Annotated in this window: 22 protein-coding genes; 7 read left to right on the top strand and 15 right to left on the bottom strand. The window is 70.9% G+C overall.

The window, feature by feature from the left end; translation table 11 throughout:
- Positions 1 to 14 precede the first annotated feature (14 nt).
- A complete protein-coding gene (locus AB0G04_RS24675; protein ID WP_360987068.1) occupies positions 15 to 1,493 on the bottom strand; it encodes a serine/threonine-protein kinase in 1,479 nt (492 codons plus the stop codon).
- A gap of 106 nt (positions 1,494 to 1,599) precedes the next feature.
- A complete protein-coding gene (locus tag AB0G04_RS24670; RefSeq protein ID WP_360987065.1) occupies positions 1,600 to 1,977 on the bottom strand; it encodes a hypothetical protein in 378 nt (125 codons plus the stop codon).
- Positions 1,978 to 2,264: 287 nt separating this feature from the next.
- Here AB0G04_RS24670 and AB0G04_RS24665 point away from each other — a divergent pair, with 287 nt between their 5' ends.
- On the top strand, positions 2,265 to 2,609 hold the full coding sequence (locus AB0G04_RS24665; RefSeq protein WP_360987062.1) for an STAS domain-containing protein: 345 nt from the start codon (positions 2,265 to 2,267) through the stop codon (positions 2,607 to 2,609).
- A gap of 35 nt (positions 2,610 to 2,644) precedes the next feature.
- Here AB0G04_RS24665 and AB0G04_RS24660 read toward each other — a convergent pair whose 3' ends face one another.
- From AB0G04_RS24660 to AB0G04_RS24650, 3 genes are all read right to left on the bottom strand, one after another.
- Positions 2,645 to 3,511, bottom strand: a complete 867-nt coding sequence (locus AB0G04_RS24660) for a 5'/3'-nucleotidase SurE (RefSeq protein WP_360987059.1) — start codon at positions 3,509 to 3,511, stop codon at positions 2,645 to 2,647.
- On the bottom strand, positions 3,508 to 4,452 hold the full coding sequence (locus tag AB0G04_RS24655) for a PfkB family carbohydrate kinase (RefSeq protein WP_360987056.1): 945 nt from the start codon (positions 4,450 to 4,452) through the stop codon (positions 3,508 to 3,510). The genes AB0G04_RS24660 and AB0G04_RS24655 overlap by 4 nt, the downstream gene beginning before the upstream one ends.
- Positions 4,453 to 4,622: 170 nt before the next feature.
- Positions 4,623 to 5,540 carry a cation diffusion facilitator family transporter gene (locus tag AB0G04_RS24650; protein ID WP_360987053.1) on the bottom strand — a complete coding sequence of 306 codons (918 nt, stop codon included), beginning with the start codon at positions 5,538 to 5,540 and terminating at the stop codon, positions 4,623 to 4,625.
- 132 nt (positions 5,541 to 5,672) lie between these two features.
- On the opposite strand from AB0G04_RS24650, the gene AB0G04_RS24645 reads away from it, so the two are divergent.
- Positions 5,673 to 6,599: a superoxide dismutase gene (locus AB0G04_RS24645; RefSeq protein WP_360987050.1), complete on the top strand. Its 927-nt coding sequence runs from the start codon at positions 5,673 to 5,675 to the stop codon at positions 6,597 to 6,599.
- Position 6,600: 1 nt separating this feature from the next.
- Here AB0G04_RS24645 and AB0G04_RS24640 read toward each other — a convergent pair whose 3' ends face one another.
- On the bottom strand, positions 6,601 to 8,724 hold the full coding sequence (locus AB0G04_RS24640) for an AAA family ATPase (RefSeq protein ID WP_360987047.1): 2,124 nt from the start codon (positions 8,722 to 8,724) through the stop codon (positions 6,601 to 6,603).
- A 207-nt stretch (positions 8,725 to 8,931) separates the two neighbouring features.
- Positions 8,932 to 9,870 carry an alpha/beta hydrolase gene (locus AB0G04_RS24635; protein WP_360987044.1) on the bottom strand — a complete coding sequence of 313 codons (939 nt, stop codon included), beginning with the start codon at positions 9,868 to 9,870 and terminating at the stop codon, positions 8,932 to 8,934.
- Positions 9,871 to 10,049: 179 nt separating this feature from the next.
- On the opposite strand from AB0G04_RS24635, the gene AB0G04_RS24630 reads away from it, so the two are divergent.
- Positions 10,050 to 10,667 carry a carbonic anhydrase gene (locus tag AB0G04_RS24630; RefSeq protein WP_360987041.1) on the top strand — a complete coding sequence of 206 codons (618 nt, stop codon included), beginning with the start codon at positions 10,050 to 10,052 and terminating at the stop codon, positions 10,665 to 10,667.
- 61 nt (positions 10,668 to 10,728) lie between these two features.
- Here AB0G04_RS24630 and AB0G04_RS24625 read toward each other — a convergent pair whose 3' ends face one another.
- Positions 10,729 to 11,055 (bottom strand): hypothetical protein, encoded by a 327-nt coding sequence (locus tag AB0G04_RS24625; RefSeq protein WP_360987038.1) that lies wholly within the window; start codon positions 11,053 to 11,055, stop codon positions 10,729 to 10,731.
- 245 nt (positions 11,056 to 11,300) lie between these two features.
- On the opposite strand from AB0G04_RS24625, the gene AB0G04_RS24620 reads away from it, so the two are divergent.
- Positions 11,301 to 11,792, top strand: coding sequence for a DUF3145 domain-containing protein (locus tag AB0G04_RS24620; protein WP_093611019.1), 492 nt, complete (start codon positions 11,301 to 11,303; stop codon positions 11,790 to 11,792).
- Between the two features lie 91 nt (positions 11,793 to 11,883).
- Positions 11,884 to 13,614: a glycoside hydrolase family 3 N-terminal domain-containing protein gene (locus AB0G04_RS24615; RefSeq protein WP_360987035.1), complete on the top strand. Its 1,731-nt coding sequence runs from the start codon at positions 11,884 to 11,886 to the stop codon at positions 13,612 to 13,614.
- A 1,354-nt stretch (positions 13,615 to 14,968) separates the two neighbouring features.
- Here AB0G04_RS24615 and fabF read toward each other — a convergent pair.
- The 5 genes from fabF to AB0G04_RS24590 all read right to left on the bottom strand — a co-directional run bounded on the left by fabF (position 14,969) and on the right by AB0G04_RS24590 (position 19,683).
- Positions 14,969 to 16,195: a beta-ketoacyl-ACP synthase II gene (fabF, locus tag AB0G04_RS24610; RefSeq protein WP_360987032.1), complete on the bottom strand. Its 1,227-nt coding sequence runs from the start codon at positions 16,193 to 16,195 to the stop codon at positions 14,969 to 14,971.
- A 1-nt stretch (position 16,196) separates the two neighbouring features.
- Entirely contained in the window at positions 16,197 to 16,439 is a 243-nt protein-coding gene (locus tag AB0G04_RS24605) for an acyl carrier protein (protein ID WP_106316632.1), read from the bottom strand.
- 53 nt (positions 16,440 to 16,492) lie between these two features.
- Complete coding sequence (locus AB0G04_RS24600) at positions 16,493 to 17,443, bottom strand: beta-ketoacyl-ACP synthase III (RefSeq protein WP_360987029.1); 951 nt, start codon at positions 17,441 to 17,443, stop codon at positions 16,493 to 16,495.
- Positions 17,440 to 18,369: an ACP S-malonyltransferase gene (locus AB0G04_RS24595; protein ID WP_360987026.1), complete on the bottom strand. Its 930-nt coding sequence runs from the start codon at positions 18,367 to 18,369 to the stop codon at positions 17,440 to 17,442. Before AB0G04_RS24595 ends, AB0G04_RS24600 begins: the two co-directional genes overlap by 4 nt.
- A gap of 159 nt (positions 18,370 to 18,528) precedes the next feature.
- A complete protein-coding gene (locus AB0G04_RS24590; protein ID WP_360987256.1) occupies positions 18,529 to 19,683 on the bottom strand; it encodes a helix-turn-helix domain-containing protein in 1,155 nt (384 codons plus the stop codon).
- A gap of 313 nt (positions 19,684 to 19,996) precedes the next feature.
- Between AB0G04_RS24590 and AB0G04_RS24585 the strand changes: the two genes are divergently transcribed.
- Both AB0G04_RS24585 and AB0G04_RS24580 read left to right on the top strand, forming a co-directional pair.
- Complete coding sequence (locus tag AB0G04_RS24585) at positions 19,997 to 20,221, top strand: hypothetical protein (protein WP_360987023.1); 225 nt, start codon at positions 19,997 to 19,999, stop codon at positions 20,219 to 20,221.
- A 72-nt stretch (positions 20,222 to 20,293) separates the two neighbouring features.
- Positions 20,294 to 20,896, top strand: coding sequence for a TetR/AcrR family transcriptional regulator (locus AB0G04_RS24580; RefSeq protein WP_360987021.1), 603 nt, complete (start codon positions 20,294 to 20,296; stop codon positions 20,894 to 20,896).
- On the opposite strand, the gene AB0G04_RS24575 is transcribed toward AB0G04_RS24580, so the two are convergent.
- Positions 20,877 to 21,542, bottom strand: a complete 666-nt coding sequence (locus tag AB0G04_RS24575) for a hypothetical protein (protein WP_360987018.1) — start codon at positions 21,540 to 21,542, stop codon at positions 20,877 to 20,879. The two genes, AB0G04_RS24580 and AB0G04_RS24575, sit on opposite strands and share 20 nt — an antisense overlap.
- A 321-nt stretch (positions 21,543 to 21,863) precedes the next feature.
- The gene (gene gltX / locus AB0G04_RS24570; RefSeq protein WP_360987015.1) at positions 21,864 to 23,270 is read right to left on the bottom strand and encodes a glutamate--tRNA ligase; all 1,407 of its coding nucleotides are present in this window, start codon (positions 23,268 to 23,270) and stop codon (positions 21,864 to 21,866) included.
- Positions 23,271 to 23,291: the final 21 nt, after the last annotated feature.

Here is a 23,291-nt window from a genome sequence, read left to right as displayed (position 1 = left end):
GTGTGGCCGCGTGCTCAGCCGCCGAGTATCGGGGGAAGGGTCGTCGGATCGGTCGTCGGATCGGTCGGATCGGGATCCTTCGTCGGATCGGTGGGTTTGTCCGTAGACGGCGAGGGAGAACTCGGGGCCGGCGAGGACGAGCTCGCGGCAGGCGTGGGCGAGGTCACGCTCGCCGGGGCGCTGGACGGAGTGGTCCGCGTCTTGATGTTCTTCGGGCGGCCCGTGGGTGATGTCGACTCCTGCGGGGACGGCCCCGTGCTGGGCTCCGGGGACTCGGCCGGGCCGGGCAGCAGCGCCGGGCCCTCCTTCACCGGATTCCCCGTCGAATTCGCCGGCGGATCGTCCTTGTCCAGGGCGAACGCCACACCGAGACCGCCGGCCAGGACGAACAGGCCGAGGATTGCGAACATCAGGATGCGCTGGGCCGGCGGCTGGCCCGGCCGCGAGACCGGGAACGGCGCCGACGTCGCGACACTGCGCTGGACCGGCAGCGGCTGGGGTGCCGCCGGGCTGATCGGGGCGGTCATGCCCTGGTCGCCGGCGAAACCGGCACGGATCGGATGGGCGCCGGTCGCGTAACGGGCCGCCGGATAGGCCCCGGAACCGACGCGGGCCGGGCTGACCGGGGCGTTCAACGAGGTGCCGGTGAGCCGTTTCCAGTCCAGCGGGCCGGCGACGGCGAACGCTGCCTCGGCGAACTCGGCCGCGCTCTGGAAACGGTCGGACGGCTGCTTGGCCATCGCCCGGGCGATCAGCTCACGCACCTCGTAGGGCACGTGGTCGGGCAGCGGGTCGGGATCGTCCTCCAGGTGGCGCAGGGCCACCTGCAGCGCGTTGTCGCCGTCGAACGGCGGACGGCCGGCGATGCAGTGGTAGGCCACCGCGCCGAGCGCGTAGATGTCGGTGGCCGGGGTCAGGTTGCCCTTGGCGACCTGTTCGGGAGCCATGTAGAGCGCCGTGCCGACGATCGCGTTGAGGCCGGTGACGCTGGTCATGGCCGTCGACCGGGCCACCCCGAAGTCGACCAGGATGACCGCGCCGGTCGGTTTCACGATCAAGTTGCCGGGCTTGACGTCGCGGTGGACGATCCCGTTCTCGTGGGCGGCGTGCAGTGCGTCAGCGGCCTGCGCGACGATCGCCATCGTCTCGGCGACGCCGAGCGGGCCCTCCTTGACGCGGCTGGAGAGCGGATCGCCCTCGACGAACGCCATGACCAGATAGGCGACCTGCTCGGGACCGTCGTAGTCGCCGTCGCTCGCGTAGTCGTAGACCTCGACCACGCCCGGGTGCCGGAACGCGGCCATCATCCGGGCCTCGCCGTAGAACCGGGCCGCGAACTCGGGATCCTCGAGCATCGCGGTCCGGAGGACTTTCACCGCGACGGTGCGGCCCAGCACGACATCGGTGCCGCGCCAGACGTCACCCATGCCGCCGGTGGCTACGCGGTCGTCCAACCGGTAGCGGTTGTCCAGGAGGCTTCCTGCACTGAGCACCAGCGGACCTTATCTGTAGGAGTTCAAGCCGAATGCCGCTCAACTGTACAGAGCCGGGGCTCAACATGGGAGAGCAGCAAGGGCCTGCAAGAACGGCACTCGCGGGTCAGTGGTCGTCGTACGTCGGGGTGACCACGACCGCCGTCTCGGCCAGCTCGATCTCCTCGTTCTCGGCCTGTCGTTCCAGCGCCGCGCGGGCCGCGCTCGCCATCGCCCAGCCGGCCGCCGCGGCGATCACACCGACCGCGGCGATCAGTCCCCACGGGCGGGCCGGACGCCGCCCGGCCAGCGCGTCGGCGGCCGCGGAGGCGCGCGTCAGAGCCTCGTCCGTGGCGGACGTCACCCGCCCGCCGGCGCGCGCGGCCAGGCGCCGTCCCTTCCGTCCGGCCCGGCCGGCGTTCTCCCCGGCCGTGGACCAGGCACCGGAGAGGTGCTCCCACGCTTCCTCGGCGGTCCGTTCCGCCCGGTTCTTACCAGCGAACATGTCCGTCACCTCCGTCACGATCGTCGTCACTGTTCCCGCCTCGGTCCGGCGCAAAACGTCCGGTGTGGACGTCATCACGTTTCGAAAACGATTTGACGGGCCGCAGTACTGTTGACCAGGTTCGCACGGGCCACTCAGGTGGCTAACAGGTTCGGGGCCTAACCTTTCGGGCAGTTTCACCGAACCTTTCGAGGGTAACCCTCGCCGCCCTGTCCAGGGACGGTGCTGAGGCCGCCCGCGTATAGAGGAACAGCACCCGGACCTGCCGGGTGGGTGGAGGGAAAGACGTGACGCTGTCGATAACGACGTCGACGCTTGCCGACGGCGCGGTGGAAGTGTCCCCGCGTGGCGAGATCGATGTCGAGAACGCGTACGAGATCCGTGAGGCAGTGGGTGCACAGCTGTCCACCGGATCGCCCGTCCGGATCGAGCTGAACATGCGGCACGTGACCTTCATCGACTCGGTCGGTATCAGTGCCCTGGTCGCGGCGTTCCAGCTGGCCGGGGTCAGCGGGGTCAAGCTCGTGGTGACGCGGCCCAGCCGTTTTGCACACCGCCAGCTGTGGGTGACTGGGCTGCTCGGCCTCTTCGGCAACCCACAACCGTTCGACGAGGAGACGGTGACCGCCTGAGCCGGTTGCAGCAGGCCGGTTCCGGTGAGCCGGTCTCAGTAAGCCGGGCTCTGCACCCGCACGCCTTCCACGTTGATCCGCACCTCGCGGTCCTCGTGGGGTGCGCGGATCGGCGTGACCACGGCGAAATTCTCGGCGAGCGCCTCCAGGTCGGTGCCCGGGTCGAGGTTCTCCTCGGCGGCCTGCACCGCCGTCCGGACGTAACCGTCGCCCGCTTCGGCGATGCTCATCTGCACCTGGCCGAAACGGGCGAGCGTCGCCTGCTTCAGCCCACGGATGCCGTCGACGTGCAGGTCGGGGACATTGAGGTTGAAGACGGTCCCGGGCGGGGTGTGCATCAGCGAGGGCAGTAGCCGTACCGCCATCTCGGCGCCGCTGATCCAGTGGTGCTGCTCGTCGTCGATCTTGTTGAGGGCGGCGATGGCGGCGCCGCCGCTCGAGGCGCTGGCCGCGGCCGGGGTGAGCACGTCGAGTGAGACGGCGAGCCCGCGCAGGCCGGCGTGCGCGGCGGTCAGGCAGGCGCCCACGGTGCCGGAGTGCACCACGGCGGCCCCGGCGTTGGCGCCCCGGTTGATCCCGGAGAGTACGACGTCCGGCGCCGGCCCGAAGGCGTCGCGCATGGCGAGCAGGACGATGTAGGCGGGGGAGGCGGCCACCCCGAAGGCCGGGATGTTCTTGCATCCGGCCAGCTCCCGCGGCTCCGAGACGATCTTCCCGTCCTGGACCACCGCGGTCACCGAGGCGCTGGCACCGCTCGACTCGCTCAGCGGTGCCGCCACCACGACCTCATACCCGGCGTGTGCGGCCGTGCGGGCGAGCCAGCGGATGCCGGGGGACTCGATGCCGTCGTCGTTGGTGATGAGGATGCGCATTCGCTGGTGATTGCCCGCTGCAGGGGTCATGATGCCTTCTCTATCGGGGTCAACCGGACCCGCTCGGTGAGGACCCGGACCGCGTCGACGTGCCCGGTGCCCAGCCCGTGCCGGGTGACGTTGAGCGCACCGGCCGCAGCGCCGGTGCGGACGGCCTCGTCCATCGGGCCCCCGTTGGCCAGGGTGGCGGCGACTCCGGCCGTCATCGAGTCGCCGGCGCCACGGTGTTCGGCCGGGGTGAGCCGGGGCAGCGCCACCGTGTAGATCTCCTCGTTGAACAGTGCCAGCGCGCCCATGTCGGCCCGGGAGACCAGAACCGTCTCGGCGCCGGCCTCGTGCAGCTGGACGAGGGCCTTGGTCAGGGCGCCGGTGCTGCCGTCCGGGGCCATCCCGTCGGCGATCAGCTCCTCGTGGCTGATCTTCAGCACCGAGATGCCGGCCTCCAGGACGGCGGCCAGGTGGCGGCTGCACAGGTCGGCGATCACCTGGCAGCCGTTGGCCCGCAGATCGGCGGCGAGCCGGCCGTACACCTCGGGTTTGATGACCGATGGGTGGGCCGGGCCGCTGAGGATCGCGATGCCGGCGCGCAGGCCCTCGGCCAGTGTCAGGTTGTAGAGCTCGTCCAGCTCGTGCCGGGAGAGCGGGTTCCCGGGTCGCTCGGCGATCTCCTGCCGGCTGCCGCCCCGGCGGTCGTGCACGTACCAGCCGCTGCCGTGCTCGCGCCGCACCAGCCGCAACGTCACCCCCGGCAGTTCGCTGAGAAGGGGAGCGAGCACCCGCCCCACCTCACCCCCGGCCGCCGTGCAGAGCGTCACCTGCGCACCGAGCACGGTGATCATCCGGGTCTGCCAGATGCCCTGGCCGCCCGGATGGACGTGCAGTTCCGGTTCGTCATGGTGTTGCTCGATGGTCACCGTCAGCTGTGGGGCCGGTGCGAACACCATGACCCGCCCGTCACTCATGTCTCGCATTGTTATCTTTTTGCGCATCCGGCGTGGCGGATCGCAAAAAGTACGGATCCCGTTTACGGCTCGGAGCATCGCGCGGAACGATCAGCCGGCGCGCCGTCCCGGGCGGCTCCCGACCGATGGGCGACTGTGTTCGACATACACCGATGGTCGCGCGACCAGTGGGATGATCGCTACCAGCTGATCGGGGTACAGTGCCGCCCCGCGCCCGCCGGTTCCACCTGCAGGGTGGCGTGGTCGATGTGGAAGTCCTCGTGCAGGGCTTCGCGGGCCACGCTGAGGACGGCACCCAGCTCGGCCCGCGGGTCGAGACTCAGGTGCGCCGAGGCCACGTCCATGCCCTCGGTCAGGGTCCAGACATGCAGATCGTGCACATCGCAGACGCCGGGAACAGCGGCCAGCCGATCGCGTACCGCCGCGATGTCGAGGTGCTCGGGAGCGGCCTGGACCAGGATGCGGATCGCCGACCGGCCGAGGGCGAACGTGCGGGGCAGGATCATCAGGGCGACCACCACGGCGACGATCGGGTCGGCGTACGCCCAGCCGGTGCCCCAGATGATCAATGCCGCCAGGATGACCCCGGCCGAACCGAGCAGGTCGCCGAGCACCTCCAGGTAGGCCCCACGGACCCCGATGTTCTCCTTGGCGGCCGGGCGCAGCAGCGCGAACGCCACCAGGTTCGCCGCCAGGCCGCCGAGCGCGACCAGCAGCATCCAGCCGGCCGGCACGTGGGGCGGGTCGGTGAACCGGCGCACGGCCTGCACCAGCACGAAGCCGGCGACCAGGGTGAGCAGCGCCGCGTTGGCCAGCGCGGCCAGCACCTCGAGCCGGTAAAGGCCGTAGGTGCGGCCCGAGTCCGTCCCGGCCCGGTGGGCGGCGGTGATGGCGGCCAGGGTCATCGCGATCGCGAGCACGTCGGTGAACATGTGCCCGGCGTCGGAGAGCAGCGCGAGCGAACCGGTGAGCCAGGCCGCCACCGCTTCGACGATCATGAAGGTGGTCAGCAGCCCGGCCACCCACCAGAGGCGTCGCCGATGCCCGGCCCCGCCCGCGAGGAGGTCCCGGGTCCCGTGGTCGTGGCCGGCTCCCATGGTGTTCACCTTCCGTCGTCCGGCAGGCCGTCGCCAATGTATGCGGACATCGCTATATATGCAATCGGTTGTGCCTGCCTTCCCGTGCGCCGAGAATCTTGATGTCCGGTTTTGCATCGGAAAGGAAGTTTCGTGCTTCGTCGTACCCTTGCGAACGTTCTCTGCCTCACCGCATGTGCGGTGACCGTAACCGGCGTGCCCGCCGCGGCGACGTCATCCAGGCCACTACCCAGCACAATCACCCTGCCGAGCGGCTTCCAGCCCGAGGGCATCGCCATCGGCGGGAAGCCGTACGCCTACTTCGGCTCCCGCGTCGACGGCGACATCTACCGCGTGGACCTGCGCACCGGCGCCGGTGCCACGCTCAGCGAGGGGCCCGGAACCGCCTCGCTGGGCCTCAAGATCGACGACGGGCGGCTCTTCGTGGCCGGTGGCGCCGGCGGTAACGCCCGGGTCATCGATCTGCGCACCGGTGCCGTGCTGAAGTCCTACCAGCTACAGCCGGCCGGCTCGAACACGTTCATCAACGACGTGATCGTCACCGATGACGCCGCCTGGTTCACCGACTCCCGCAACCTGGTGCTGTTCAAGGTTCCGTTCGGCCGGCACGGCAGACTGCCCGACGCGGCCGTCGCGGTGCCGCTCACCGGCGACATCAAGCTCGAGACCGGCAACAACGCCAACGGCATCAGCCGTACGCCGGACGGCCGCGGCCTGATCATCGTCCAGTCGAACACCGGTTTCCTGTTCCGGGTCTCCACCTCCGGCGTCACCTCGCGCATCGACCTCGGGGCGGAGACGGTGGTCAACGGCGACGGGCTGTGGCTGCGCGGCAAGGATCTCTACGTCGTGCAGAACCGCCTCAACGTGATCACCAAGGTGGCCCTGGACCGGCGCGCGGCCACCGGCACGGTGATCTCCCGTACCGGCAACGCCGCGTTCGACGTGCCGACCACCATCGCCGAGTACCGCAAGCGGTTCTACCTGCCCAACGCCCGCTTCACCACCACACCGACGCCGGAGACCACCTACAACGCGGTCGCCGTGCCGATTCCCTGAGTCAGGGGAGCCAGCCGGGGTCCGTACCCACCGTGGTCAGCCGCTGCGTCGCGCGGGACAGGGCCACGTACAGGGTGCGGACACCGGCCGGGTCGATCGCGATCCGCGCCGGCTCGACCAGCACCACGGCGTCGTACTCCATGCCCTTGGCCTCCAGCGCGGTCACCACCTGCACCCGCTCCGGCAGCCCGGCGACCCAGCCGGCGATCTCGTCCCGCCGGGGCACCGGCGTGATCACACCGATCGTGCCGTCCACCTCGGTGAGCTGCTTCTCGGTGAGTTCCCGGACCGTCTCCGGCAGCGCCGGCGCCCCGGTCACCACGTCGACCGGCTCCACCCCGGTGCTGCGCACCGCCGACGGCAACGGCAGGTCCGGCATGATGGTCCGGATCACCTTCGCCGCCACCTCGAAGATCTCCGAGGAGTTCCGGTAGTTCGTGGTCAGCGCGTAGCTGTTGCGCTTGCGGCTGCCCAGCGCCCGGTCCCGCGACCGGTCCAGCTCGGCCGGGTCACCGGACCAGGCCGTCTGCGCCGGGTCGCCGACGATCGTCCACGACGCGTACTGCCCGCGGCGGCCGATCATCCGCCACTGCATCGGCGACACGTCCTGCGCCTCGTCGACCACCACGTGCGCGTAGTCGCGGTAGTCCTCCTCGCGCTGCACCCGCTGGGCCCGGCTCGCGGCCTGCCGGTCCGCGAACGTGCTGACCTCCTGGATCCCGTCGCGCACGTGGAACGGGTTCTTCGACTTCTTCTGCGGCTGCCGGGGCCGGCCCATCAGCTCGTCCAGCTCGTCGAGCAGCGCCACGTCGGAGATCGTCGGGCCCTCGGTGGCGAGCGCGTCGAACGAGCCCTGCAGCATGGCGATCTCGTCCCGGGAGAGGATCCCGTTCGCGTACGCCCGGAGGCGTCCCGGGTCGGCCAGCCAGCGCAGCACCCGCATCGGCGTGAACCGTGGCCACCAGGCCTTCAGGAACTCCCGGAAGTCGTTGCGGTCGGCCAGCTCGGACTCGAACTCGCGCTTCTCCGGCAGCCCGCTGACCTTCGCGTCCCGGGCCTGTGCCCAGAGCGCGTCGAAGACCCGGTCGAAGCCGTGCCCGCGGACCTCGTTGCGCCGCGCCCCGCGCTGCAGTGCCGAGCGCCGGATCCGGTCCAGGTCATTGGCGTTCAGGCGGAGCAGCGCGCCGCGGTAGAGCAGCCGCAGCTCGCCCGGCGAACCCGGCACCGCGTCGTGCGAGGCCCGCTCCAGGACCCGCCGCATGCGCAGGGAGCCCTTGATCGCGGCCACCTCGCCCGAGTCCACCCGGGTCGCGTCCCAGCCCGGCACCAGCGAGCCCAGCGAGCGCAGCGTCGCCGTCTCCTCGCCGAGCGAGGGCAGGACGGTCGCGATGTACTCCACGAAGACACCGGACGGGCCGATCACCAGGATGCCGCCGCCGGCGAACCGGCTGCGGTCGGCGTAGAGCAGGTACGCGGCGCGGTGCAACGCCACCGCGGTCTTGCCGGTGCCGGGGCCGCCGGTGACGATCGTCACGCCCGAGGCGGGGGAGCGGATCGCGTCGTCCTGCTCGCGCTGGATGGTGGCGACGATGTCGCGCATGCCACGGCCGGTCGCCTTCGCCAGGCTGGCCAGCAGAGCGCCGTCCCCGACCACCCGCATGTCCTCGGGCGCAGCGTCCGGGTCGAGCAGGTCGTCCTCGATGCCGGTGACCTTCTCCCGGCTCGACTGGATCATCCGGCGGCGCACCACACCCAGCGGATCGGCCGGGGTGGCCCGGTAGAACGCGGCCGCGGCCGGTGCCCGCCAGTCCACCACCAGCGGCTTCGAGCCGTCGTCGCGGATACCCATCCGGCCCACGTAGTGGGTGGCGCCGGTCCTCAGGTCGAGCCGGCCGAAGACCAGGCCCTCGTACTCGGTGTCCAGGGCGTGCCGGCGGCGGGCCGCGTGGAACACCATCGCGTCGCGCTCGACCAGCGCTCCGAAGGTGCCCACCCCGGCGAGCTGATAGCCCTCCTTCTCGGCCCGGGACGCATCCCGGCGCAACTCGGCGAGCCGGGCATAGACCCGGTCGACGTGCTGCTGCTCGACCGCGATCTCCTGCTCCAGAACGGTGGTGTCACTCAAGTCCGCTGCTCTCCCTCTCGCGTGGCGCACCACCGAACGCGCGGGCATGCTCGCGCGAAGGGGGCAATCGAACTTACTCCTGCCCGCGGGCCCGCGTCGAATGCCCCGTCCGTCCGCGTCGCACGGTGCCGGGAGTCACGCAAAGGCTCGAACTTCCCAGGATCGTCGCCGGATCACCGCCGAGGTGTGCATTTCCTCGGAAAACGACTAGGCGGCCTTCTGGGCGCGGCCGGGTGCGGCGATCCGGCGACGGTCGCGCTTCGCCTGGCGGGACACCCGGCGCACGATCTTGATCAACGCGTCGGACACCTCACGCGGCCGTTCCAGCGGCAGCATGTGACCGGCGCCCGGAACCACGGTCAGGTCGGCATCGGGCAGCGCGCCCGCGATCGACTCGGCGCAGGCCGGCGGGGTCAGCCGGTCGCGGGAGCCGACCAGCACCGCGGCCGGCATGTCACCCAGCCCGGCCAGCGTGTCCAGGCGTGCCTGCGTGCCGATCGACTCGCGGAAGCCGCCGATCGAGCGCAGCGGCGCCCGGCCCAGAGCCCGCATGGTCAGCAGCATCGCGTCCTCGGCGCACTCGTCGCCGAACAGCAGCCAGCGCAGGGCCGGGCGCAGCGCGGGCAGGACGGCCCGGTGCGGGCGCCAGGCGCCGGCACGGGCGAGCAGGCCGGCACCGACGGTCTCGCCGATCCGCAGGACGTTCGCCAGTTGCGGGGGCAGGCCGTACCGGGTGTGGGTGTGGCCCTCGGCCGTGGTCGAGACCAGCAGCAGGCCGGACACGCGGGAGGCGAACTCCTCGGGGTGGCGGTGGGCGTACTCCATGATCGTCATGCCGCCCATCGAGTGGCCGGCCAGGATCACCGGACCGGAGGGGGCGTACCGCCGGACGACCTCGGCCATGTCGTCGCCGAGCTGGGCCAGCGTGGCGCCCCGCAGCCGGGTGGCGCTGGAGCGGCCGTGGCCACGTGTGTCGTACGCCACCACCCGGGGAGCCTTGTGTCCCATCTCACCGAGGGCGGCGATCTGATGGCGCCAGGTACGCCGGTCCTGGCACCAGCCGTGCGAGAGCACCACAGTGGTCGACGCGTCCTTCGGGCCGGAGACGGAGACGTGCAGCTGTACGCCGTCGGCAAGAGTGAGCATGGGTACCTCCGTGAGGGTCACCCTCCCCGCAGTACCCACGGGTAATAAGCATCACTCGTGATGTGGAGTATTACCAGCATGTTTCCGGAGGACTTATGGCCCTACCGCTCGTACCGGCGGGACAGTGAGTTAGCTCGCAATCACTTCACCCCGGGGCCGGGGCAGCGAAAATCCCTAACATGACGGCTACTCGTGACGCCCAGGTCAGTACCCCCGCCGCCGCCATGAGCGAGCTCATAGCGGGTAACAAGCGCTTCGTCTACGGCCGGCCGCGGTACGGCCACGACGTGGCCCGGGCCGCCGCGACCGCCAACGGGCAGAAACCGCACTCACTGGTGCTCGGCTGCATCGACTCACGCGTGCCGCTCGAGGCGATCTTCGATCAGACCTTCGGCTCGATCTGCGTGGCCCGGTCCGGCGCGCACGTGCTGGACCGTTCGTTGATCGGCTCCATCAACTTCGCGGTGGCCGAGCTGAGCGTCTCCCTGGTGCTTGTCGTCGGCCACAAGCGCTGCGGGGCCGTGCACGCCACGGTCAAGGCGCTGCGCGGGGGCGCCGTCCCCGGCGGTGACACCAGCCCGGTCGGCTATCTGGTCGACGAACTGGCCCCGGCCGTGCAGGAGGTCGGCCTCGAGGGCGAGGACGCGGCCGAGAAGGCGGTCCGGGCGAACGTGGTCCGCACGGTGGAGCGGCTGCGTGCGGTGCCTGAGCTGGCCGAGGGGATCGCCGCGGGCAAGGTGAACGTCGCCGGAGCCGTGTACGACCTGGACAGCGGCTGGGTCGAGTTCCTGCCCTGATCCACTGATCATGCAAAAACGCGCCGCCCGGCCGTAGCCGGGCGGCGCGTTTTTCGAACAATCAGCCCTCGAAGACGCCGGCGTCGACGAGACGCTTCTCGGTCTCGTTCCAGCCGTGCTCCGGGTTGGTGTTGTGCAGGCTGTTCAGCTCGGTGCGGATCTTCGCACCGTGACCGGCCGCGGCCAGCACCCGGATCTCCTCGACGAAAGCGTCGGAGTCGGTCCTGAGGTGCTGGGTCTTGCCGTTGGTCAGGTTGCGAACGTACGCGAAGCGGCCGTTGGCGAGCGGGATGAGGTACTTGTACTCACCGAGCACGCTGAGGGCGCCACCGGTGCTCTGGCCGGCGCGGACTGATGCGCGGGCGGTCTTTGAAGTGTTGCTCGCCACGGCGGTACTCCTTGGAGAAAGCTGAGAAGAGTAGAAAAAAGGCCGTGGCAACTCTACACGACGGCGGGTCAACCATACCGTCGGAGCAGGTAACAGCGTTGGGCAGGGTATGCCACTACGGCAGCTCCCATAGTCGATGTTGCGGATTCTCTGGCGCACCATCCGTACCACCCGGCATCATGGGACACGATCAACCGCGGTCGAGGTCGTAGGGGAAGACGCACCTCGGTCTCCGGGAGGTCACCGTGCCAACGTGTGGCGTCGTATACGTCCACTCGACCCCACTCGCCGTGTGCCAGCATGTCGAGTGGGCGATCGCGCGCGTCCTGACCGCGCCGGTCAATCTGCAATGGACCGTGCAACCGGTCGATCCGAGCATGCGCCGAGCCGAGTGCAGCTGGACCGGCCGGGCTGGTACTGGTGCCGAGCTGGCTGCTGCCCTGCGACAGTGGCCCATGATCCGATTCGAGGTCACCGAGGAACCCAGTCCGGGCGTCGACGGGGAACGGTTCATGCACGTTCCCGGTCGCGGGCTGTTCCACGGGGTCATGGGCGCTTCCGGCGACATCCAGATCGGCGAGGACCGGCTGCGCGCCATCATGTCCTCGGTCCGTGCGCCCGAGGCGCTGTCGCATGCGCTGGAGAAGGCGCTCGGCACTGCCTGGGACGTGGAGCTGGAGCCCTACCGCTACGCGGGCGACGGCGCACCGGTCACGCTGCTGACCCGGGTCGGCTGACACCGCCCCGGCCGTACAGGCAAATCGTCCTGAAGCATGCCCAAAACGTGATGGCGGGTTGAAGTGGCGACGTTTGCCGTGAACTGGTTCGATGGCGATCGTGAGAACTCTGTCGCGCGCGCTCGCCGTACCCCTGCTCCTGGCTCTGGGGGCCTGTAGCGACGAGCCGGCGCCGACCCGGACCGCGCCGGCCACCGCGGCCCCGGTCTCGCCGGCCGTGACCGCGAGTGCCCCGCCCGCCGTGACCGGTGACCCGGCCGCGCGAGCCGCCGAGGTGGTGGCTCGCCTCAGCGACGAGGACCTGGCCGGCCAGGTCCTCATGCCCTACGCCTACGGCAGCTCCGCCACGCAGGTCGACCCGGTCAACCGACAGGGCAACCAGCAGCTGGCCGGAGTCGACACCCCCGCCGAGATGATCACCAAGTACCGGCTCGGCGGCCTGATCCTGGTCGGCTTCGCCCCCGACGACCCGACCGGCAAGACGAACCCCACCACGAACGTCGAGAACCCGGAACAGGTCCGCGCCCTGACCGCCGGTCTCCAGGACGCCGCCGGCAAGATCCCGGCCGGTGCGCCCCTGATGATCGGCATGGACCAGGAGTACGGCATCGTCACCCGCGTCACCGAGGGCGTCACCATGCTGCCGTCCGCGCTCGCCTTCGGAGCCGCCCGCCAGCCCACGCTGACCGAGCAGGCCTGGCGCGCGGCCGGCACGGAACTCGCCGCGATGGGCGTCACCGTCGACTTCGCCCCGGTCGCCGACACCCTCGGCACGGCCGGCGGCGGCGTGATCGGCTCCCGCTCCTTCGGCAGCGACGCCAAGGCCAACTCCCAGCAGGTCGCCGCCGCCGTCCGGGGCCTGCAGTCGTCCGGCGTTGCGGCCGCCCTCAAGCACTTCCCCGGCCACGGCCACACCACCGCCGACAGCCACGACGAACTGCCGCTGATCGGCCAGAGCCGCAAGGCGTGGGAACAGCAGGACCTGCCACCGTTCAAGGCCGGCGTCGACGCCGGCGCCGGCGTGGTGATGTCCGGCCACCTCAACCTGCAGGCCATCGACAAGGGCGTGGCCGCCACCTTCTCCCGCAAGATCATGACCGACGAGTTGCGCGGCCGCCTCAAGTTCACCGGCGTCGCCGTCACCGACGCCATGAACATGGCCCCCGCCCAGAAATGGCCCGCCGGAGAAGCCGCCGTCCGCGCCCTCAACGCCGGCAACGACATGCTCCTCATGCCACCGGACATCGGCGCCGCCCGCGACGGCATCGTCAACGCGCTCAAGAACGGCAGCCTCAAACGCGAACGCCTCACCGAAGCCGTGACCCGTATCCTCACCCTCAAGTTCCGCACCGCGCAGACCCCGCAGCCGGAACTCTCCGTCATCGGCTCACCCGCCCACCTGCAGGCCGTGTCGGCACTCGACGCCGCCGCCGTCACGGTCCTCCGCGGCGCCTGCTCCGGCCCGCTCGCCCGGGGCCCGGTCTCGGTCTCCGCGCCCGCCAGCCGCGAGGTGGCCCGCGTCAACCTGGTCAAGGCCCTCCAGGGAGCCGGCATGCAGGTCCAGGCGTCCGGCGGCAGCGTGATCCGCCTCGTCGGCTACGGCGACCAGCGCGTCGACCTCGACGACTCGGCCGCGATCACCGTGATGATGGACTCGCCGGGACTGCTCGCCCAGGCGAACACACGCACCCTCATCGCCACCTACTCGTCGAGCAAGCTGTCACTCGACGCGCTGGCCGCCGTCATCGCCGGCAAGGCCAAGGCACCCGGGCGGTCACCCGTCGCGGTCGGCAAGCTGCCCCGGAGCGCATGCGCGAAATAGGCCCTTTCCGGTACGGCCATCGCTTCCACCACCGCACCGATCACGTACCGGGGCCACGACGATCGCGACGCGTGCGGCCCGTCGCGGCCCCAACGCGCCGCACGGGCTGAGGAAGTCCCCTCACCGCCGGCGTCGCCAAAGCACCGGCCGCTGCCTCCACCCGTCGCCGAAAGCCGGCTCGCCCGGCAAGATCAAGCGCAACGCGTGCTCCCGCCAATCGCGTGCCGCGTGCGGCTGGGTGCGGCTGGGTGCGGCTGGGTGCGGCGGGGTGCGGCTGGGTGCGGCTGGGTGCGGCTGGGTGCGGCTGGGTGCCGCGTGCGGCTGGGTGCCGCATGTCGTGTGTCGTATGCGATCTAGTGAGCTTCGGCCGCGGTGGCTGCCGCAAACTCACATGCTTGCGGGGCGGGGGGTTGGCGGTGCTGCTCGTTGTGATGTCCACGGGCGATCTTGTGAGGTTGTGCCCCTGCCACGACCGCAAGCTCACACGGTCGCGGTGGGGCGGGGTTTTGGGGCGGCACGGTGCATATCGGGGTCGATCTCGTGAAGTTCGCCTGGGTACTCGCCGCAAACTCACACGATTCCGGTAGCCAGGTGGTGGACGGCAGGCGAGCGACTGTTGAGCGTCCGGGCTGGGCGGCCAGGCGTGGCGGAGAGTCGACCATGAGTGGGTTCCTCAACGCGGCCGGTCCGAATGTGCCGGTCTCGGTGCGGCCGCCTCTCGCCGGCTCGGGGCCCACCAGTGCCTGGTTCCGCTGGGTGGATTGCTTCCGCGAGTGCCCGGACGGAGCGCCGGCCGTAGGTCAGGCCTGGATTGCAGTGCGGATTGCGTGGCTGGGCTACGGCCGGCGGGCCTGCTCCCGAGCGGGCACGGCGTCGGGGTGGGGCGTCCGGGGATTTGGCGGTGAGCAACGCTGCAGCCCGTGAGGCGCGCTGGCGGGCGAGAGAGGCCGTTGCCTCGCGCCGGGGTGGCCCCGGTTCGCGATGGTGCGGTTGCCGGGGTTGTGGCCGTATCGGATAGAGGTTTGCGTCTTCCGCTCAACCAGCACCGCAACTCACCGCAAGGCCGTGGTCGGGCGTCACGGCTGTCGGCCGCAGGCCGGGAGGCCCACAGCCGCCCGGGGAGCCATATCCGACCGGAAGCCAACAGCCGGCTGGAAAGTCGGCGGCGGGCCGAGAGGTGCTGGCGGTGGCCGGGAAGCCAACGGCCTGGCGGGCGGGCCGGGAGGTGCCGGCAGTGGCCGGGAAGCCGGTGGGAGCTGGGCTGGAGGGCCGCGGAGCCGGAGCCGCTCCTCGGGGTCGTGGTCCGGCCGGAGGCGGGATCGACACCCGAGGAGTACGGGCTCGTCGGCGGGGATCAGGCGCGGGTGAAGACCAGGGCCACGTTGTGGCCGCCGAAGCCGAACGAGTTGTTCATCGCCGCCTGGATGTCTGCGGTCCGCGCCTTGTGGGCCGCCACCTCCAGGTCGAGCCGCTCGTCGGGGTCGTCGAGGTTGATGGTCGGGGGGATGATGCCGTCCCGGAGGGCCAGGATCGCGGCGATCGACTCGAGTGCGCCGGCCGCGCCGAGCAGGTGGCCGGTCATCGACTTGGTCGACGTCAGGATCGGGTGGCCGCCGATGGCTGCCCGGATGCCCTTGATCTCACCCATGTCGCCGACCGGGGTCGAGGTGGCATGGGCGTTCACGTGGTGGATGTCGGCGCCGGTCAGGCCGGCGTCCTCGATCGCCATCCGCATGGCGCGGATGCCTCCGCGGCACTCGGGGTCGGGCTGGACGATGTCGTATCCGTCCGAGGTGATGCCCGCACCGGCGAGACGCGCGTAGATCCTGGCTCCTCGGGCGATCGCGTGGTCGGCCCGTTCCAGGATCAGCGCGCCGGCGCCCTCGCCGAGGACGAAACCGTCGCGCCCCTTGTCCCACGGCCGGGACGCCCGCTCCGGGTCGTCGTTGCGGGTCGACATGGCCCGCATCGAGGCGAACCCGGCGACCGGCAGGGGGTGGATGACGGCCTCGGTGCTGCCCGCCACCACCACGTCGGCGCGGCCGAGCCGGATCAGGTCGAGTCCGAGTGCGACCGCTTCGGCGCCGGTGGCGCAGGCGCTGGCCATCGCCCGGACGCCGGCTTTGGCGCCGAGTTCCAGTCCGATATGCGCGGCCGGACCGTTCGGCATCAGCATCGGCACCGTGTGCGGGCTGACCCGCCGCGGTCCGTGCTGTTCCAGGATGTCGTCCTGGTCGAGCAGGGTGATCGCGCCACCTATGCCGGTGCCGAAGCTCACCGCGAGCCGCTCCTGGTCGAGCCCGGAGTCAGCGAGCCCGGAGTCCGCCCAGGCCTCCTTCGCCGCGATCACGGCCATCGCCTCGGAGCGGTCCATCCGGCGCAGCCGGACCCGTTCGATCACCTCGGAGGGTTCGACGGCCAGCTGCGCGGCGATCCGCACCGGGAGGGAACCGGCCCACTCCTGGGTGAGGTGTCCCACCCCGGAGCGGCCGGCGAGCAAGGCGTCCCAGGTGGACGCGACGTCCCCGCCCAGCGGGGTCGTCGCGCCGAGCCCGGTGACGACGACGTCTACGTTGCTCATGTCAGTGGTTCGCCTCGATGTAGGTGACGGCGTCACCGACGGTCTTCAGGTTCTGCACCTCGTTGTCCGGGATCTTGACGCCGAACTTCTCCTCGGCGGCCACCACGACCTCGACCATGGACAGCGAGTCGACGTCCAGGTCGTCGGTGAAGGACTTCTCCTCGGCGACGTCGTCCGGGTTCACCCCGGCGACCTCCTCGAGGATCTCGGCGAGGCCGGAGGTGATCTCTGTGCGAGTTGCCATTGTGGGAATCTTTCCTCTCGATGGTGGGAACTGTCGTCGGCCGGGCGCGCTGCTCAGGGGCAGCGGACGACCTGGCCGGCGTAGGTGAGGCCGCCGCCGAAGCCGAAGAGCAGCACCGGCGCCCCGGAGGGCACCTCGCGCCGCTCGATCAGCTTGGACAGGGCCAGCGGGACGCTCGCGGCGGATGTGTTGCCCGACTCGACGAGGTCCTTGGCGACGATCGCGTCGGGGCTCAGGCCGAGCCGCTTCACGATGCCGTCGATGATCCGGGTGTTGGCCTGGTGCGGGACGAAGGCGGCCAGTTCCGACGGGGCGACCCCGGCGCGCTCGCACACCTCGATCGCGAACGGCGCGAGCGCGGTGGTGGCCCAGCGGAAGACCGCCTGGCCCTCCTGCTTGATGTAGGGCTGCCAGCCGGCGATCTTGAGGGCTTCGCCCTTCTCCGGGGTGGAACCCCAGACCACCGGTCCGATGCCGGGGGCCTCGCCGTCCGGGACGGCACTGAGCACTGCTGCTCCCGCACCGTCACCGAAGAGCACGGCGGTCGTACGGTCGGACCAGTCGGTGATGTCGGACAGCTTCTCCGCGCCGATCACCAGGGCGTTGCGGGAGGCCCCGGCCTGGATCGCGTGGTCCCCGGTGGCGAGCGCGTAGGAGAAGCCGGAGCAGGCGGTGTTGACGTCGAACGCGCCCGGGGCGTTGATGCCGAGCCGGTCCGCGACGCGGGTCGCCACGTTGGGGCAGCGGTCGATGGCCGAGCAGGTCGCGACGATGACGAGGTCGATGTCGGAGGCGGTGAGCCCGGAGGCGGCGAGCGCCTTCTCGGCGGCGAAGGTGGCCATGTCGGCGACCGATTCGCCGTCCGCGACCCGCCGTTCGGCGATGCCGACCCGGTCCCGGATCCACGCGTCGTTGGTGTCGAGCGTGCTGGCCAGGTCGTCGTTGGTGATCACACGCGACGGCTGGTAGTGGCCCATCGCCAGGATGCGGGAACCCGCGGTCATCGAGCTTCTCCTTCGGTGCGGGCGATCAGGTCGAGGGCGGCCGGCAGGTCGTCCGGGGTGTTGAGCGTGACGATCTCCGGGGCACCGTCGCCCTTGAGCTCGCGTTTGACCAGGCCGGCGAGGGTGCCGGCGGGTGGCAGCTCGATGATGCCGGTGACGCCGAGGTCCTTCAGTGCCCGCATGCACAGGTCCCAGCGGACCGGCGCGGTGACCTGGCGGACCAGCCGCTGCAGCATCTCGGCGCCGTCGGCGACCGCGGTGCCGTCCAGGTTCGACAGCAGGGCCCGGGCCGGATCCCGGGTGGCGACCCCGCTCGCGACGGCGGCCAGCGCGGTCTCGGCGGGTGCCATGAACGGTGTGTGGAAGGCGCCGGCCACCTGCAGCGTGATCACCCGGGCCTTCGCCGGCGGTGCGGCCGCGAAATCGGCGAGTGCGGGCAGCGCGCCGGCGGCGACGATCTGGCCGGCACCGTTGCGGTTCGCCGGGAACAGCCCGTGCTTGTCGATGGTGGCGACCACCTCGTCCGGGTCGCCGCCGAGGACGGCGCTCATGCCGGTCGGTTCGAGGGCGCAGGCGGCGGCCATCTCCCGGCCGCGGACACCGGCCAGGGTGATCGCGTCGGCGGGGGTCAGCACCCCGGCCAGGGCGGTGGCGCCGAGCTCGCCGACGCTGTGCCCGGCGACCACGCCGACGCGATCCAGGGGCAGGTGCTCACCGGCCAGCAGCGCGGCGGCGACGAGCAGCGGCTGGGTGCGTGCGGTGTCCTTGATCTCCTCGGCGTCGGCGCGGGTGCCGAGGTGCAGCAGGTCGACGCCGGCGAGGGCGGACCACTCGGTCAGTCGGGCCTCGGCGCCGGGGAGGTCGAGCCAGGGGGTGAGGAAGCCGGGCTTCTGGGAACCCTGGCCGGGCGAGAGTACGGCGAGCACGTCCTCGACTCTTCCGGATCGAACGGGTTTGCGGGGTAGCCAGGCACGACCAAACCCTACGACCCGCGTTGTAGGGTTCCTACAAAACAGGGGTGTTGTTGGGTAACTTCATCCCCATTCACACCTCCGCTTATCGGCGCGGATGGTGAGAGATCCGGGTCACGTCGCGGGGTCCAGACGGCCGATGGTGAGCGCCATCCGCAACGCGAACGCGTCGCGCCCGTCCAGCGGGGACAGCGCTGTGACCTCGGCGACCCGCCGCAACCGGTAACGGACCGTGTTCGGATGGACGTAGAGTTCCCGGGCTGCGCTCTCCAGTACGCCCCCGGAGGCGAAGAAGGCGTCAAGCGTCTCGAGAAGGCCGCTGCCGGCCCGGGCCAGCGCACCGAACACGTCGTGCCGGAGCTTGCGCCGGGCGTCCATGTCGCCGGACAGCACCCGCTCGGGCAGCAGGTCGTCGGCGGCCACCGGGGACGGTGCTCCGGGCCAGGCCGACGCGGCCCGGAAGCCGGCCAGCGCCGCCCGTGCCGACTCGGTGGCCTGGTCCAGCGACGGCACCGCCGGGCCGACCACGACCGGGCCCTCGCCGAAGGCGCCACCGAGCGCGGACGCCGCGGCCACCGGATCGGTCGCGCCACCGACCACGACCACCAGCCGGTCGCCGTGCACGCCGGCGATCACCTCGAGCCGGGCCCGCCGGGCGGCCCGGTAGACGGCGTGCAGCACCGCGGTGAGGTCGCCGCCGGGGGAGCGGCCGACCGCCACCGCGACCGGTGGCGCGTCCGCCCAGCCCAGCGCTGCGGCCCGGCTGGCCAGCACGTCGGAGGAGTCGCCGCGCAGCAGGGCGTCGACGAGCAGGGCCTGCAGCCGGGCGTCCCAGGCACCGCGCGACTCGGCGGCGCGGGCATAGACCCGGGCCGCCGAGAAGGCGATCTCCCGGGAGAACCGGAGAATGGCCTGGATCAGCGCGTCCTGCTCGCCGGACTCGGCGTAGCCGGGCACCTCGGCCTCGGCGACGTCGACGGTCACCTTGATCAGCTGCACGGTATGGGTGAGCGTCATCACCCGGGCCAGTGCGCGGGGCGCCGCGGCGAACACCTCGTCGGAGATCTCGGTGCTGGCGGCGACCGTGCCGCCGGAGCGCAGCCACTCGACGAGGGAGCGCACTCCGGCCTGTGCGACGAGCATCACCCAGGATCGCTGGTCGGCCGGGAGCGCGCGGAACCATGGCAGCGTCTCATCCATGCGGGCGACGGCGGCGCTGGCCAGCGCGCCGGCCTGCCGTTCGATGCGGCGCAGCGTGCCCGGGGCCAGGGGTTTCGCCGTGGTGTCCGGCTTGGCCCCGGCTGCTGTACCGGTGTCGTTGTCTGCCACCGGCCCAGCGTGTCACGCCGGGGCCCGCGACCGGAATCGGGCTGACATGCACCAGAAACGAGTTTTATGCACTGTTTAGGGGTTTTTATGACATTTGACCGGCGTAGCGGTGCGCCTCTCCCGTGATTTCGGTCGGTGACCTGGCAAGGTGTCGGACGTCGGTCCGTCGGGAGTTAACACCGGGCGTTGAGGTGCCGATGAAAAGTCGGCGCCGACGGACACTTGCGCCGAGGCCACGGATCGAGGAGGCGAGATGATGGAACGGGACGACGCGTTCGCGTGCTCCGACAGGGATCCCGCCCTCGACGACTCGCCGGCAGTGTCGCCGGCCGACGAGGAGCTGATCGTGGACCCGCGCACCGAACGGGTCGGCTGTCGTACCGAACTACGCGGATGGGCCGGAGCACACCTGCACGGCGCGGTCCGGCCGCGCCGTCGCGCCGCCGGTCGCGGCCGCCCACCCGGCCGCTGGTGCTAGCAGTGCCTCGTACGGGTGAGTGACGGGCGCGTTTCCGGGTTCTCGGGGCGCCGGACTGGTCAGGTTGGCGTGGTGGACGACAAGAGACGGCAGATCCTCGATCAGGCGCTCGCTCTCGTGGACGAGCGCGGGCTGGCCGCCATGTCGATGCGTGCCGTCGCGGAGCGGGTCGGGCTCACGTCGATGGCCCTCTACCCGTACGTCGGGGGCAAGGACGCCCTCCTCGACGGTCTGGTCGACCTGCTGCACCTGGAGCTCGGCACCGCGGTCGGTGAGAACCCGGCCGACGTGGACTGGCGTCGCCGGCTCTGCGCGCTCGGCCGGGCCGTCCGCTCGCTGGCGCGCGCCCACCCGAGCGCCTTTCCGCTACTGCTGAACCGCTCCGCGGCCGGGCCCTCGGCCTCCTGGATGGCCGCCGCGCTGCAGGGCATCCTGGCCGACGCCGGGGTCCCCAACTCCGAGGTGCCCCGGCAGGCCCGGCTCATCTGTGCGTTCCTGCTCGGCTACACGACCGGTGAGGTCACCGGTGGGCTGCCCGGAACGGCGGGGGAAATGCTCGAGGGCGCCGCCGAGTTCGACGCTGACCTGGAGGACCTGGTCCGCCTGGTCGAGAACTCGGCGACGCCCCGGAAGAGCGCCGATCGGCCGGAGGGTGTCAGACCCGCCGGCGGATGAGGAACGCCATGCCGGCCAGACCGGTCAGGATCACCAGCAGGACCGCTCCGTTGAGCAGGAACAGCCGACGGAACTCGGCGAACGCCACGGTCATCTCCTCGACCGGGTTCACCTCCTCGACCGCCAGGTCGGTGCCGACGCCGCCACCGATGCCGCTCTGCACGACGTCCGGCTTGCCCTCGAGCGGAGCACCGCCCAGTCGCAGCGACTCGGGCATCGAGAGCCGGCCGTAGAACCAGGCGTCGGTCTTCTTGCCGGACGGCTGCTTCGCCGGCCGGTGTGCCCGCGGGCCGCCCTCGGCCATCGGGTACAGGTGGTAGAGCTGATTCGGCGCATTCTTGACCAGCAGGGTCACGGTGAACTTCGGGCCCAGGTCCGCGGGCTTCGGCACACCGCTGGTCGACCCCGAGGCCTGCGCCAGCCAGTTCACCTCGCTGAGCAGCATCTGGAACAGCTTCGGCCGTTCGTCCTGCTTGACGAGAATTGTTTCTTCGATACCGGTACCGACCAGTTGCAACGCGTCGGGTTTCGGCGGCGACTTCGGCGCGGCCTGAGCCGTCGCCGGTACCGCTGCGAACGCCAGCGCCACCGCCACGGCCACCGCCGTGATCGTCGTCACCAGCCTCGTGATCGTCCCCCGCACCATCCGACCTCCCCGCCCCCGTGGATGGACATGGATCGCTGACCGCTGCTCGTACCCGGTCGGTGGAACCGGTACACGGCCCGTCCCCCCAGCCTTCCCGCACTCAGCCCCGGCCGCATCTCGAGACAGGGTGAATTCGAACCATGTGTGGGATGGCCAGGACGACCGGACGGCGGTCGATCAGCCGCCGAATAGTACCCACTCCCCGCAATCGATGGGGTCGGTGGTCACCCTGGTGACGGAGAGCATCACCGTATTCGACGACCGGCTATGGCCAGCCGGCCGTCGAATACGGTAAGCCGTTCAGCAAAGGGGGCGAATCGGTCAGAGACGAGCGCGAGCAGCGGAGATACGGGCCAGCGTGCGCTCCCGGCCGAGCAGTTCGATCGATTCGAAGAGCGGCAGGCCGATGGTGCGGCCCGTCACAGCGACGCGGACCGGAGCCTGAGTCTTGCCCAATTTGAGACCTCGAGCCTCACCGACACCCTCGAGCGCCGTCTTCAACGACTCGGCCGACCAGTCGCCGAGTGCGCCGAAGGCGGCCGCGGTGTCGTCCAGGATCTCCGCCGCGCCCTCCTTCATGGCCTTGGCCCACGACGCCTCGTCGTGCACCGGCTCGTCCAGGAAGAGGAAGTCGACGTTCTCCACGATCTCGGACAGCACCGCGATCCGGGTCTGCGCGAGCGGGGCGATCGTCATGAAGACGTCGGCGTCGAAACTCGCCGGCGCCCACGGCGGGGCCGGAATGGTCTCGGTGCCGGTCAGCCACGGCGCGCAGACCTGGGTGAACTCGCTCGGCGTCAGGGCGCGGATGTACTCGCCGTTGAACGCCCGCAGCTTCTTGACGTCGTAGAACGCCGGAGCGTGGCTGACGTCCTCGATCCGGTACTCCTCCTCGATGACCGACCACGGGACGATCTCCCGGTCACCGGTCGGCGACCAGCCGAGCAGCATCAGGTAGTTGCGCATGGCGGCGGCCAGATAACCCTCGTCCCGGTACGACTCGAGGGCGACCTTGTCGCGGCGCTTCGACAGTTTCTGCCGCTTCTCGTTGACGATCACCGGCACGTGACCCCAGACCGGCGGGGTCGCGCCCAGCGCCTCCCAGAGCAGCTGCTGCTTGGGGGTGTTGGGCAGGTGCTCCTCGGCGCGGAACACGTGCGTGATCCCGAGGCTCATGTCGTCGACCACGTTGGCCAGCAGGAACACCGCCGAGCCGTCGCTGCGGGCGATGACGAAGTCCTCGAGCAGCTTGTTCTCGAAGGTCGGCTTGCCGCGGACCAGGTCCTCGACCACGGTCTCGCCCTCGTCGGGGGTCCGGAAGCGCAGCGCCCGCCCCTCGCCCGGTCCCAGCGCCCGCTCGCGGCAGAAGCCGTCGTAGCCGATGTGGGTGTTGCCGGTGCGCGCGATGACGTCCTCGCGCTTGCAGTCGCAGTAGTACGCCCGGCCCTCTCCGTAGAGACGGGTGGCGGCAGCGGTGTGGTCGGCCGCGTAGGACGACTGGTAGTAGGGGCCCTCGTACGTCCCGCGTTCAATGCCGATCCAGTCGAGTGCCGAGAGGATGCCCTCGGTCCACTCCGGCTTGTTGCGGGCCGCGTCGGTGTCCTCGATTCGGAGCACGAAGACACCGCCGTGCTGCTGGGCGTAGATCCAGTTCTGCAGCGCGGTGCGGGCGCCGCCGACGTGGAACATCCCGGTGGGCGAGGGTGCGAAACGTACGCGAACAGTCACGGACCCAGCGTACCGATGGTT

It is taken from the genome of Actinoplanes sp. NPDC023801, from assembly GCF_040639655.1.
Lineage (GTDB): Bacteria > Actinomycetota > Actinomycetes > Mycobacteriales > Micromonosporaceae > Actinoplanes.
Note: the sequence above shows the minus strand (reverse complement) of the source record. Positions and strands in the feature narration are given on the sequence as shown.